Source organism: Acaryochloris sp. 'Moss Beach', from assembly GCF_021497025.1.
In the GTDB taxonomy this organism is placed as follows: Bacteria; Cyanobacteriota; Cyanobacteriia; order Thermosynechococcales; family Thermosynechococcaceae; genus Acaryochloris; species Acaryochloris marina_A.
This window is the reverse complement of the sequence record NZ_CP071717.1, coordinates 1,933,571-1,946,863: the sequence shown is the minus strand read 5'-3', so window position 1 is coordinate 1,946,863 and position 13,293 is coordinate 1,933,571. Positions and strand designations below refer to the sequence as shown.

Genomic DNA, 13,293 nt, shown 5'->3' with positions numbered 1-13,293 from the left:
TATGGATTCAGCTCAACATATCTTTCAGAGGGTGAGACCATCGGCAGATCAGTTAAGATCCCTCAATCGAGAACTGCCAGAATATCGGGTACGAAAGCGTAGATTTGTTTTAAGCCATGACTGAACTTTGAATATAGTGCTTGGCTGATGCCATCAAAGTAGAAGTGAATCAGGTCCTGATCTGAGGTAACAATATGCACTCCATCCAGCATGACAGTGCATTCATCAATGGAATTGTATTCACCATGGCTTGGGTTATTAAACTCAACATAGATGTCGTGTGGTGCCGATTCAGTCCATTGCCACAAGATATAATCCCTCGGTCCATTGGCTGTTCTAACACTCAACACACCATCGATGGATTCAACTGAAATTTCTGTTGTCATTTTTTTTAGGGTTTCCTGGCTCAGTCTGGAAGAGAGTGAGAAAAATGGTCCTATAAAAGTTTTCCACAATGTGGACAAGTGCTGGATTCATTTGTAGGTAATTGTTTTCGCCGATCTAATTCTTCCGTAAATCCAGAAGCCAAAATCCCCGTTGGCAAAGCAAATAAACCAATCCCCAAAATCGAAATCACACTCCCTAACACTCGACCGGCGGTGGTTACAGGGTAGATATCTCCATATCCCACCGTGGTCAGAGTCGCCACCCCCCACCACATGGTGGCTGGAATATTGGCAAAGGCCTCAGGCTGAGCATCATGCTCAATAAAATACATCAACGTAGAGGCCAGCCATAGTAAGCCTAAAACCCCCATCAGGGTGACTAATAACTCATCTCGTTTCGACTTTAGGATATTGCCTAAGACTTGAAACGACTGAAAATATCGACTGAGCTTAAATAACCGTAAAACTCTCAGCAGTCGGATAAAGCGAATAAACCGGATGTCGATGGGAATCAGTAACGGTAAATAAAACGGTGCCAGGGCCATCAAGTCAATCAACGCGAGCGGTGTAAATAGAAATTTAACTCGCCCTAATAGGGGATGTTTGAAGTCTGGAGAGGCCGTACAGGACCAGATTCGTAGCAGATATTCAATCGTAAAGATCGTAATGCTGACGGTCTCACAGATCTCAAAATAGCTTCGATACTGTGTGGTTAATCCTTCTACGGTCTCTAGGGTGATCACCACCAAATTGGCTAAAATCAGCACCAACAAGCTGATATCGAAGATTTGGCTAGCTCGATCACCGGCATCGGCCACTTCTAAGATTTCAAAAACGCGTCGTCGCCAAGTTTTTTTTCTCTTGCCCCCCATCAGTTCACCCGCATTCAATAGCCTGATTTACTTCCATAAGTTAGCAGCTATCAAGGCAATTTGTTTGCTCAATACTCAAAAAAAAATCCATAATTCTACGGATGACACTCCTCGAAAGAAAAAAATTTGTTTGAGAATAAAAATAGACCTAAAGTCAATCTATTAAAGCAATATAGCGCCTAAAAAGTGTGATTCATAAGTTATTCCTATGCTCGTTTTTGTTGACCTTCAAGCTAACTGCAATGAATAACCTGAATATATACACGAGAGATAGGCCAAAATTATGCAGGTATTCGGAACTGAGAATGACGATTTATTAGTCGGCTCCTTAGAAGAAGACATGATTCTAGGAGACCTTGGTAACGATAATCTGGTCGGTGAAAAAGGGGATGACACCCTACTTGCTGGTCAAGGTGAAGACTTTGCAGATGGCGGTCAAGGCAATGACTTAGTAGACGGTGGTGCCAACCATGACCACATTAAAGGCGGCAGTGGACACGATACGCTTCTTGGTCAAGACGGCCACGATATCCTCGAAGGCGGAGCCGGGAATGACAAACTAGTCGGTGGCGCTGGCGACGATTACTGGATGTCCGGTGGGGCAGGCAACGACAGCCTCTACGGTGAAGGGAATAGCGATGTTATGAGCGGTGGCACTGGCCATGACTACCTCGCAGGCGGTGCAGATAACGATAATCTCAGTGGTGACCAGGGGAACGATAGCCTCTATGGTGGCGATAATGAAGACTATGCCAACGGCGGCCAAGGCCATGACCTCGTAGACGGTGGGGCTGGCCATGACCACATTAAGGGTGGCAGTGGTAACGATACCCTCCTCGGTCAAGATGGTCACGACATCATCGATGGTGAAGGTGGAAATGACGAGTTAATCGGTGGTGCAGGCAATGACTATTGGGTTTCCGGTGGTGCTGGCAACGATAGCTTATACGGAGAAGTCGGTGAAGACTACCTGACCGGTGGCACCGGCAACGACTATATCGAAGGCGGTACTGGCAACGATAATCTATCCGGGAATGAAGGTAAAGATACCCTATTTGCAGGAGAAGGCGAAGACTATGCAGACGGCGGTACTGGCAACGATTTGGTAGACGGCGGTGCAGGCCATGACCATATCAAAGGCGGCAGCGGTAGCGATACTCTTCTAGGGCAAGACGGCCATGATGTGATCGAAGGTGAAGTGGGCCATGACAAACTCATTGGCGGCGCGGGTGACGACTACTTTGTCTCTGGTGGAAAAGGGAATGACAGCCTCTATGGAGAAGCTGGTAATGACTTCCTAACGGGTGGAAAAGGGAATGACTATCTCACCGGGGGCGCTGATAATGACAATCTCCAGGGGAACCAAGGGCATGATGTCCTTCTTGGTGGTGAAGGTGAAGATTATGCAGATGGTGGCACTGGTCGCGACTTAGTCGATGGCGGTGCAGGCCATGATCACATCAAAGGTGGCAGCGGCAATGACACCCTTTTGGGTCAAGACGGTCACGACATTCTCGAAGGTGAAGCAGGCCATGACGAATTGATGGGTGGTGCCGGTGATGACTATTGGATGACCGGTGGGACAGGTAACGATAGTCTTTACGGTGAAGTCGGTCATGATGTCTTAAGTGGCGGCAAAGGCCATGACTACCTTGAAGGTGGCCTTGATAATGACGCACTTTTTGGAGATGAAGGCAAAGACACCCTATTTGCAGGCGAAGGTGACGATTATGCTGAAGGCGGCAAGGGCAGTGATCTTGTCGATGGTGGAGCAGGCCATGACCACATTAAAGGTGGCAGTGGCAATGACACTCTTCTGGGTCAAGATGGTCATGACATTATTGAAGGTGAAGCCGGCCATGATGAGTTAATCGGTGGTGCCGGTGATGACTACTGGATGTCTGGTGGTACTGGCAACGATAGTCTGTATGGTGAAGCGGGTCATGATGTTTTAAGTGGTGGTAAGGGCCATGACTACTTGGACGGTGGTCTCGACAATGACGCCCTCTTCGGTGATGAGGGTAAAGACACCCTATTCGCTGGAGAAGGTGACGATTATGCAGAAGGCGGCAAAGGCAGCGACCTGATCGATGGTGGAGCCGGTCATGATGTCCTCAAAGGTGGCACAGGTAATGACACCCTGCTCGGCCAAGACGGAAATGATGTATTAGAAGGTGAAGCAGGCCACGACGAATTGATGGGTGGAGCTGGCGATGACTACTGGATGTCTGGTGGGACAGGCAACGATAGTCTTTACGGTGAAGCCGGTCATGATGTCTTAAGTGGCGGTAAGGGCCGTGACTATATTGAAGGTGGCCTCGACAACGACGCCCTCTTCGGCGATGAAGGTCGTGATACTTTATATGCTGGCGACGGCGAAGATTATGCAGAAGGTGGTGCAGGACGCGATTTTGTAGATGGTGGTGCTGGCCATGATGTCCTCAAAGGTGGCACAGGTAATGATACGCTCCTCGGCCAAGACGGTCACGATATCCTTGAAGGCGAGGCAGGCCGTGACAAGTTAGTGGGTGGTGCCGGCGACGACTATTGGATGTCTGGTGGGACAGGCAACGATAGCCTCTACGGTGAAGCGGGTCATGACGTTTTAAGTGGAGACGAAGGCCGCGACTTAATCTACGGTGGCACTGGCAACGATATTGTCCTCGGTGGTGTGGGTAAAGATAAACTTTACGGTGGCGAAGGCGAAGATATTATTGTCGGCAACGAAGGTGCAGACCGCATGTATGGTGATGCGGGCCATGACATCCTCAACGGTGGCACGGGCAACGACACAATTTACGGTGGCACCGGCAACGACATTATTGACGGTGGTGCAGAAGATATTATTGCACCTCGCAACTTAGTCGCTAACGGTAGCTTTGAAGAGAATCAGCTCGGCAATCGTAACTGGGGTGTGTTTGGCTCCGTTGAGGGCTGGACAACCACTCAAGGCAAAGGAATTGAAGTTCAGCAGTTTGGCAAGGCTGATGATGGCAAAGCTCGAATTGAGCTAGACAGTCATGACAACAGTGGCATGATGCAAAACTTAGACACTGAAGCCGGAAAAACCTACGAAATCTCCTTTGCTTACACTCCTCGTCCGGGTGTGGCTGAAACCAGTAACCCTGTTGAAGTCTACTGGAATGGAGAGCTTCTAGACACCATCACTGGAGCTAGCAAGACTGAAGACTGGAAAACCTATACCTACACAGTTGAAGCGGGTGAAGGCGAGACGACTGCTCTAGAATTTAGAGCAGCAGGTAAGGATGACAGTCTAGGTGGTTATCTCGATGATGTCACTGTATTTGAATCCGTCTCTGCAATTCGTCATGACGTGTTGTTTGGTGGCGAAGGCAACGATATTGTCTTGGGCAACAATGGAAACGACCGTCTGTCCGGCAACCAAGGCGATGACATCTTAGAAGGTGGCTTTGGCAATGACACCCTCATCGGTGGAGCGGGTAACGATATTTTAGTCGGTGTCGATCCCAACGCTGGCTTTGGTCAAGGATCTGTAGATCGGCTTACAGGGGGTGCTGGTGAAGACCACTTTATTCTCGGTAATGCAGTGGCCTTCTATAACGATGGCGACGACCTACTGGCAGGTACAAATGACTTTGCCATGATTACGGACTTCAATGCCCAAGAAGACAAGATTCAGCTCGCCGGATCAGTCTCTGACTATGTATTAGGGTCTACCGCTCAAGGCGCAAATCTTTATCTAGATACCAACCAAGATGGTCAAGTGGGTGGTTCGGATGAGTTAATTGCAACAATTTCTGGCGCTTCTCAGCTTTCTTTGGCTGATTCTGCTTTCTATTACGCTAGCCCTGTTGCTGTTTTTTTAATTTTTCTTTCTCTTGTTTTTTGGTCTCAGTTGCCTTTTTCTTTGGCTTCTACCTGAAACTCTGTTGTGTTCCCATCATGTGTCTGTCGTACCTCGATTGCTTTTGCAGTCGGGGTATTTTCTTGGGAGGGTGATGGGTGGGACATCACTGGAGTCATCATCCGGACTGCCTGGGATTGTGGGGTGAGTAGTGTAGGAGTGTTCACTGGATGATGCTTTGTTTAAGAGTGGGTTTGGAGGGGTTTGTTTTTTCTCCACATCATTAGTATTACAAGGCCAGGGTTGAGATAGTGTTCAATCACAAGTTGTACTTGTATAACTTCTGTAGAAGTTTTAAAGACATTTAAAAAAGAACTTTATATTCTCTGTACCCCCCTTCTATGTATGGATTAGCGGGCTTTGCATACAAACAGCCTTTTGGCTGATCGGGTGACGGCGACATAAAGTAGCTGGTTGCGTTCGCGAATATTGCTGTTGCGCATTAGGTTGGGGAGGTCAACAAAGACATTCTGAAAGGTAGAGCCTTGGGACTTATGGACGGTTAATGCATAGCTATAGTTTAGGTTGGCAAATCGTTGTTGCTTGAGGATCCAGAAATCTTGCCATTGTTTGCCGTCTGCTAGGCGTTTGAGTTCTTTTTGAAATCGTTGATGTTCTGACTCATGCAGAACGGTGACCTCGACATCAAAGTTGGCATCGGTGACCACAAATAGTCGCCAGACCTGCCAACCAGAGGAGCTGTCCTCATAGGCATCCTCCACCCAGCATTCGGAGGAGGTTTGCATGACGATTTCATCCTTACGCCGAAACACAGGACCCGTGGCAATTAGTCGTTCGCCGGGGACAAAGCGGCAAGCCTCTTTGCCAAAGATAGCGTTACGAATTTGCTGATTGAGATGGGCGACCCGTTTGTTGGTATAGGCCAAGGCTCGGACATAATCAGAATCTTCCTGGCCTTTTTCACTGGTAAAGGCTCGGAGGAGCTGTTGGGTCCAGTCAGTTTGTCGGAGGATTACGGTGCCTTCGGTTTTATCTTCATTGAGATCCGTATGGAAGGTAGGGAGTTTGTAGGTGTCTAAATGACAGCGCACCGATTCTGCCAAGACTCCGATGGAGTTGCCATAACGCATGACTTCCGTCAGCTGAGCTTTGTTGGGAATCTCCAGGAAGGTTTGGGATGTGGGTTCATTAATGGGAGGCAGCTGGGCGGAGTCCCCCACGAATAATAACTGGGTGGTGAGGTGAAAGGCGTACAGTTCAGTTTGCAATAGCTCCCACAGGTTGCGGTTGACCATGGAGCATTCGTCAACGACTACTAAGGCAAATTTTCCAAAGGAGCTTTCTTCGTTTGAATCGAGAACGAAGTCTTGCTCTCCTGTCTCGGGATTGATCTGTGGGCGTAGACCTAGAAGCTGGCAGCAGGTGAGACATTCGACGCTCAATCCCCAGGAGGACACCATTTGGTTTAGAACTTTAGTGGCTTTGTTGGTAAAGGCACTAAAAACAATGTCTCGACGGTCTCCCCGCTCTTTTAGCTGAGAGACGAAGGCTTGCAATAGGGTGGTTTTGCCTGTACCTGCATATCCTTCTAGGACAAACAGCCGTTCTGGACTATCCAAAAAAGCATGGAGCTGGTCCAGGGCAGTCTGTTGATGCTCGGTGAGGGTGATGTTTGTTTTGGTTTTGACTGCCATCAGTCAGCAGTGGAAACGATCTTCACCATACTAAAGCAAGGGTTCGTAGGATGAGGTCAATTGCTGTTGATCTGTGGGTGGGTTTGGGCGTTAGACCAGGCTAAAAACCTTATGTCACTGCTAGGGTGTCTTGGGTAGGCAAGCTTACAGAATGCTTAATTGTCTTAGGATAACGAACTTAATAACACCGGAAAATATAGTTGAACACGGCTCTACCTCCTATCCTCCACAGCCTTAACGCCACTAATGGCCCCCTAAATCCCCCACTAGTGGGGGACTTGTCTGCTTGACCCACACAGAATCTGTGGCAGAATTGAACCTCAGCAGCTCTAGAGATCTCACTGTCTAGATTCATTAGCCTAGATATAGGCTCAAAGTCCCCCAGGATGGGGGATTTAGGGGGCGAGTGCAAAAGCTGATGTTGCCAAAAGAGACGGCAGAAATCTCGGTATTAATCAATTTTAATTCTTTAGCTTGGCAGGATGGCTATGCCAGGGCAGTATCTCTTATCACTGTTCGCGCTGCTCTGGATAATCTTCGCTGTAGGTGGAAGCATATTCCCGAGCATGTTTTTCGCAGAGCCAGAGGTAATCGCCTTCTGGGGTAAGGATGCGTTTTAAGCCACCCCAATGTTGATCGGGATCTTTTTCGTCCAGAAAATGGCGGAGAGAGCGCAGAGCTGAACCCGATAGTCGTTCAATCTCATCTTTGTGCCGATTCTCTTGCCAGCGGAAGTCTGGAGAGTCGATGATGTCTGGGAGTTTGGTGACTAAGGCATTCATTAACCCTACGTCGGCTTTGACGGCTTCAGCAATGTCGGGGAGAGTTTTGCCCAGTACGGGACTGACTAGTGGAGACGCATATTTAAAGACTTTCACTAGCCGTCGCATATGAGGGGCCATTGCCTGTAACCATTTTGTAGGAGCATCAATGGTGTACAGACCGTTTTTGGGTTGTTCGGGAGTACTGGTTGGATGCCACTGACCAGGAGCTTGGCAGTAGAGCTGGAGGTTGATGCGGGTTTGATCAAGATCTTTGGTCCACATACCCCGATCATCAGGACGTAAAGCAAAGACGTTAGGGCATTGGGATTCGGGGAACTGCTGATCGCGGCGAAATTGGCGGAGGAATTCGCGCTGGAGGAGTTCGCGCAATTCGGAAAAGCCCGATTGCATGTCGGAAAAACCTGCTTGAGTGGTTTGGTTGAGTTCGTCAATTTTCCGGAAGACTGCGGCTTCGGTGGTGGGGTGGAGACCAAAGAGCAGTTGGGGGACGTAGATATTTTCTAGGCAGTTGGGGCATTCAATATGATTTTTGGGCTGCTTGCGCTCAAGGCGCTTAATCAGGTTGGCATAGTCAAACTCGTGGAAGCAAGGTTCTTGGTTAGGATCTGGGCAGGGAATCAATCGGGTTACTTTGAGGCCAGGATAGCGGTTAAGGGTGACTTCTATACCTTCTTTGAGGAGGTCAAAGAAATTGTGGGGCATGGGACCACGCACCGTTAGCTCTAAAAATTCCACGTTGGTAGAAGGATCGCGGCCAATTTTGACTAAGCCCAAGTGCTTGTGTGCCGGGCTATCAGCTAGTAGAACACCTGTGCGCCAGTGGTTCCCGGTTGTGAAGCGATGCTGACGGGCAATAAACCAAGTGGGAATACCGGGCAAGATCTCACTGAGTTGAAACTTCATGGAGAGTTGCTTGCAGGGTTCTGTTTGGGTGGGTTTTTCCCATAGTTCTTGGTAGGCAGAAGGCTCAAAGGCAAGGCGCTCTACAACTAAGCTAATGTCTTTATTTTCAAGGGTGCGATAAGACAGATCAAACCGCTCCATGAGGCGGAGAAAATGGATGTGCAAAGACAACTCTAGATCGGACCAAATTTGATCCATGCACTGGCGGGTAAAGATACCTTGATTGTTAATGACACCCTCTGCTTCTAAGACCTTGCTGATGTACTCAGTTACCCATTGGGGCTTGAGGATCACTAAGTCATTGAGGTCTTCGCTATCTACAAAGAAAAGGATGTCACCTAACTCATGCAGCCATTGGGCCAGTATGGCGTGATGCTCTTGCGTGACATGTTTCTCAGTCATTCGTTGCCAAAGCTGATGGGGAGAGATACATTTTTGATCCTTCGGTAAATTGCGAATTACAGTAGCAGCTTGCAGCCAATTTTCAGGCCAGATTTCACCCATTAGAGGGAGGTCTGCTGCTGCATTGGTGATAGCCTGGCGAAGTTCTGGAATGCCTTGTCCATCTTTATTGCTGATGGTATATTGACCAACGATTTGTGGAAACTGTTGTTTGAATTCACTGAAAGGTAGGTCAGCAAACCGCTCGTCGATATGGGAGGCAACAATCAAGATAGGGGATTCGGGAGCATTGGCTCGAATTGTTTTGAGCCAGTAGCTAAGCTTGCCTTGTTCAAAACCCAAACGAGCATTCCACACCACAACAAATAAAGAGCGATTGGTGAGAAAAAATTGGTGGGTCGCATGGTAAATCTCCTGACCGCCAAAATCCCAGCTATTGAGTTGCATTGTGACTCCAGGTTTTTGGCAATGTTGGAGTTCCAAAGTTTGGATATCAATACCGTGGGTTGTGGACTCAGCTACATCAAAGAGTTCGTTGCGTAACGCTCGTATGAGAGATGTTTTGCCTACCCCACCCTCTCCGACAACGAGTAGCTTAGAGATCCATTGAGGTTGGCCTGCTTTGAGTTGTGCTCGCAAATGCCCCAAAATAGCTGCAGGTCCTTGAGCCAAAATCTCTGGCGAGATATTTGATAGTTGGTTATCACGGAGGTCTAGTTCCTTCAAGTTTTTGAGTTGTGCTAATTCCGGAGGCACACTTGTCAGTTGGTTGGAACGGAGATATAACCACGTCAAGTTTGTCAGTTGTGCTAATTCCAGAGGAATATCTAGTAGATGGTTGCCGCTGAGATGTAACTCTTCTAAGTTTTTGAGTTGTGCTAATTCTGAGGGCACACGCATTAATTGGTTGTTGCTGAGGGATAGCAAAGTCAAGTTGGTTAGCTGAGCCAATTCTGCGGGCAGACTTGTGAGCTGGTTAGAACGGAGGTAAAGCTCTTTTAAGTTTTTGAGTTGTGCCAATTCTGCAGGCACACTTGTGAGCTTGTTGTCGCGTAGGGATAGCGCTGTTAAGTTTTTGAGTTGTGCCAATTCTGCAGGCACACTTGTGAGCTTGTTAGAACTGAGGGATAGGAGAGTTAAATTTTGTAGCTGAGCCACTTCTGCGGGCAGACTTGTGAGCTGGTTAGCACTGAGGTATAGCTCCTTCAAGTTTTGTAGTTGTGCCAATTCTGCAGGCAAACTTGTGAGCTGGTTAGCACTGAGGTATAGCTCCTTCAAGTTTTGTAGTTGTGCTAATTCTGGTGGCACACTCGCCAGATTGTTAGAGCGGAGGTCTAGCTCCTTTAGGTTTTGTAGTTGTGCCAATTCTGCAGGCAAACTTGTAAGCTGGTTATCGCTCAAGTACAGCAGAGTTAAGTTTTTGAGTTGTTCTAATTCTGGTGGAAAATGCGTCAGTTGATTCTTACTTAGATCTAGCGCTGTCAAGTTTTTAAGTTGTGCCAATTCTGGTGGCACACTCGTCAGATTGTTATCGCTGAGAGATAGGAGAGTTAAGTTTTTGAGTTGTGTCAATTCTGGCGGCACATGCGTCAGTTGCTTATTGTTGAGGTATAGCTCACCAGTTTGCTTAGCTTGCTCAATTTGGCACATCAGTGTTACCGAGTCCATGTAAAAAGGCTCCATAACTTACTCTGTTCTAGGTTGGAGTCGGCTCATTTAATATGACCTGGAGAGTGTTTAGATTTTTGTGTAAGCCGTAACGTATTCAATAGTTGAATCGTGTTGGGAACAGAATAGCAAAATGGGGAGAGTGTTTAGATTTTTGTGTAAGCCGTAACGTATTCAATAGTTGAATCGTGTTGGGAACAGAATAGCAAAATGGGACAGCGCCGCCTTCCAATTCAAAATCGGTCTGGTCCATCTCTTCGAGATATTCCTCATCGCCAGAAACATCAATTTGTAGACAGACTCTTCATTCGGGAAGACAGCTTTGGTCTTAATCACCTTTCGCAGTGAGCGATTGAGCGACTCAATGGCATTAGTGGTGTAGATAACCTTTCGGATGGCCATTGGGTACTTAAACAACGGAGCAATATTATCCCAATGCCGTATCCAGATTTGGCTGATGCCAGGATACGTCTGGTCCCATTTGTTGGCAAACGCATCCAAGGCAGCCTCAGATTCCTCCAAAGTGGCCGCTTGATAAATGGGCTTGAGGTCTGCAGCTACGGCTCGACTTTCCTTCCAAGGCACATGGCGCAAACTATTGCGAATGAGATGAACGATACAAACTTGAACTTGAGTATCGGGATAAACCGATTCAATCGCCTGGGGAAAGCCTTTGAGACCATCACAGCAAGCAATCAAGATATCCTGAGCGCCTCGGTTTTTAAGGTCTGTGAGCACTGAAAGCCAGAATTTTGCTCCCTCTCGCTCGGCAGCCCCTATCCATAATCCCAACAGCTCTTTGTTTCCCTCCACAGTTACCGCTAGCGCGACATAGACGGCTCGCTTGCTGACTTGGCCATTGACTTTGATGTTCACATACAGGGCATCGAGATAGACAATCGGATACACCTCATCCAATGGTCTTGAGCGCCAGTCTTTAACCTCCTCCATGACACTATTGGTGACGTCACTAATCAGACCCTCAGAGATATTGGCCCCATACAGCTCCACCAATTGAGAACCGAATATCACGAGTGGTCATGCCACGAGCATATAAGGCGATGATTTTCTCGTCGAGTCCCGCGATACGTCGCTGGCCTTTGGGCACGAGGACAGGCTCAAACTCACTGCAACGGTCGCGAGGAATCGATAGGTCCATCTCTCCTTGTTCAGTCTGGACGGTCTTTTTCGAGTAACCATTGCGACTGTTTCTAGGGCCATGAGAACGCTCATCGACGGAGGATTGATGCAGGTGATGAGTCAATTCACCTGCCAAGGCTCGTTCCACTAGGCGTTTGCTGAGTTGTTTGAGCAGTCCTGATTCGCCCAGAATATCCTCTGGCTGTGGATTCTCTCCAATGAGTTCATCCAATAGCTCATCAACTCGATTGGGTACTTGTTTCTTTCTAGACATGATGCGGTCTCCTGGTGTGTTTGGATTCTAGACCGCTTACACAAAACTCTGATCAGTCTCCCAATAGCTCATCAACTCGATTGGGTACTTGTTTCTTTCTAGACATGATGCGGTCTCCTGGTGTGTTTGGATTCTAGACCGCTTACACAAAACTCTGATCAGTCTCGACCTGAAACTCCTCTTGCAACTTAGCCTTCAACTGCTGCAAAAACTCATCCCGCTGGCCAAACTTCTCCGTCCGCTTAGGCTTGCGATTCTCATCCAACATCCAGCCAAAATCACTATTCAACCGCAGTGCCTCTCCCCAATCCGAAATTGAAACAATCAACTCCTCCGCCGGGGTACAATCCACCTCATACACCCTGAATACATAATTAAAACTGTTCTGCTGAGCCGATGCCACCGTCGAAGACTGTCCCAACGTGGTCGCCAACTTCTCCTGCATTTGAGCCACCAATTCAGGATTCTCAATCTCCGTCAGCACCCGCACACAGAGCGTAATCGCAAAGTAAAACTCTTCTACTGGCACAAACTCTAACCGCATCGGCTCAATTCCTCATTCGGCAATTCACCCCTCATACTGACAGATTCGGGCGGTAAACTGAAGCTAGTAGTACTCATTGACGGAAACTTCTATGACCGGGCATTTATTATTGGTAGACGATGAGCCAGGATTGCGGGAAGCCGTGCAAGCCTACCTCGAAGACAGCGGCTTTACCGTTGATGTTGCCAGTAATGCCAAAGCCGGGTGGGACCTGCTGCAACAACGAATTCCCGACCTGGTGATTTCTGACATCATGATGCCCGAAGTCGATGGCTATCAGTTCCTGGCCCAAATGCGAGAAGATCCCCGATTTCTGCGGTTGCCCATCGTGTTTTTAACGGCCCGAGGCATGACCAAAGATCGAATTGAAGGCTATAACGCCGGGGTGGATGCCTATCTCTCCAAGCCCTTTGACCCGGACGAACTAGTTGCCATTGTCACCAATCTGCTGACCCGCAAAGAAGCCAAAGACGCCAATGCGACTACCGATATTGCCGATTTAGCCAATCAGGTAGCTGAAATTCGGGCCATTCTAATGAACCGTGCCCCTTTGCCTACCCAAAATACCCCCACGATCAAAATTGACTTTACCCCTCGCGAACAGAGTGTCTTAGATCTGGTTGCCGTAGGGCTGATGAACAAAGAGATTGCCCGCCGCTTAGAAACTAGCGTCCGCAATGTCGAGAAATATGTGAGCCGACTTTTTAGTAAAACAGGCACCAATAGTCGGACAGAACTGGTACGCTTTGCCTTGGAGAACGGTCTGACACAGTAACTC

7 protein-coding genes and 1 pseudogene are annotated in these 13,293 nt (G+C 48.1%); 2 read left to right on the top strand and 6 right to left on the bottom strand.

From position 1 onward, the window contains the following. Positions 1–62: 62 nt before the first annotated feature. Both HRE53_RS09020 and HRE53_RS09015 read right to left on the bottom strand, forming a co-directional pair. Positions 63–386, bottom strand: coding sequence for a hypothetical protein (locus tag HRE53_RS09020; protein WP_212663134.1), 324 nt, complete (start codon positions 384–386; stop codon positions 63–65). Positions 387–436: 50 nt separating this feature from the next. Continuing rightward, complete coding sequence (locus HRE53_RS09015) at positions 437–1,258, bottom strand: ion transporter (protein WP_212663133.1); 822 nt, start codon at positions 1,256–1,258, stop codon at positions 437–439. Positions 1,259–1,541: 283 nt separating this feature from the next. Between HRE53_RS09015 and HRE53_RS09010 the strand changes: the two genes are divergently transcribed. Then, a complete protein-coding gene (locus HRE53_RS09010; protein WP_235110058.1) occupies positions 1,542–5,162 on the top strand; it encodes a calcium-binding protein in 3,621 nt (1,206 codons plus the stop codon). A 332-nt stretch (positions 5,163–5,494) separates the two neighbouring features. Here the strand turns inward: HRE53_RS09010 and HRE53_RS09005 are convergent, their stop codons facing one another. The 4 genes and pseudogenes from HRE53_RS09005 to HRE53_RS08990 all read right to left on the bottom strand — a co-directional run bounded on the left by HRE53_RS09005 (position 5,495) and on the right by HRE53_RS08990 (position 12,515). Beyond that, entirely contained in the window at positions 5,495–6,799 is a 1,305-nt protein-coding gene (locus tag HRE53_RS09005; protein WP_212663130.1) for an ATP-dependent RecD-like DNA helicase, read from the bottom strand. Positions 6,800–7,308: 509 nt separating this feature from the next. Further along, complete coding sequence (locus HRE53_RS09000; protein WP_235110057.1) at positions 7,309–10,557, bottom strand: leucine-rich repeat domain-containing protein; 3,249 nt, start codon at positions 10,555–10,557, stop codon at positions 7,309–7,311. Positions 10,558–10,731: 174 nt separating this feature from the next. Beyond that, a pseudogene (locus HRE53_RS08995) lies at positions 10,732–11,971 on the bottom strand (IS256 family transposase). Positions 11,972–12,113: 142 nt separating this feature from the next. Continuing rightward, entirely contained in the window at positions 12,114–12,515 is a 402-nt protein-coding gene (locus HRE53_RS08990; RefSeq protein ID WP_235110056.1) for a hypothetical protein, read from the bottom strand. A gap of 91 nt (positions 12,516–12,606) precedes the next feature. On the opposite strand from HRE53_RS08990, the gene HRE53_RS08985 reads away from it, so the two are divergent. After that, positions 12,607–13,290 (top strand): response regulator transcription factor, encoded by a 684-nt coding sequence (locus HRE53_RS08985; RefSeq protein ID WP_235110055.1) that lies wholly within the window; start codon positions 12,607–12,609, stop codon positions 13,288–13,290. Positions 13,291–13,293: the final 3 nt, after the last annotated feature.

What these genes read in the sequence shown, in the direction of transcription:
- HRE53_RS09010 (WP_235110058.1), top strand. Translation starts at nt 1,542, where the DNA reads ATGCAGGTATTCGGAACTGAGAATGACGATTTATTAGTCGGCTCCTTA.
- HRE53_RS09020 (WP_212663134.1), bottom strand. Translation starts at nt 386, where the DNA reads ATGACAACAGAAATTTCAGTTGAATCCATCGATGGTGTGTTGAGTGTT.
- HRE53_RS09005 (WP_212663130.1), bottom strand. Translation starts at nt 6,799, where the DNA reads ATGGCAGTCAAAACCAAAACAAACATCACCCTCACCGAGCATCAACAG.
- HRE53_RS09000 (WP_235110057.1), bottom strand. Translation starts at nt 10,557, where the DNA reads ATGGACTCGGTAACACTGATGTGCCAAATTGAGCAAGCTAAGCAAACT.
- HRE53_RS08985 (WP_235110055.1), top strand. Translation starts at nt 12,607, where the DNA reads ATGACCGGGCATTTATTATTGGTAGACGATGAGCCAGGATTGCGGGAA.
- HRE53_RS09015 (WP_212663133.1), bottom strand. Translation starts at nt 1,258, where the DNA reads ATGGGGGGCAAGAGAAAAAAAACTTGGCGACGACGCGTTTTTGAAATC.
- HRE53_RS08990 (WP_235110056.1), bottom strand. Translation starts at nt 12,515, where the DNA reads ATGCGGTTAGAGTTTGTGCCAGTAGAAGAGTTTTACTTTGCGATTACG.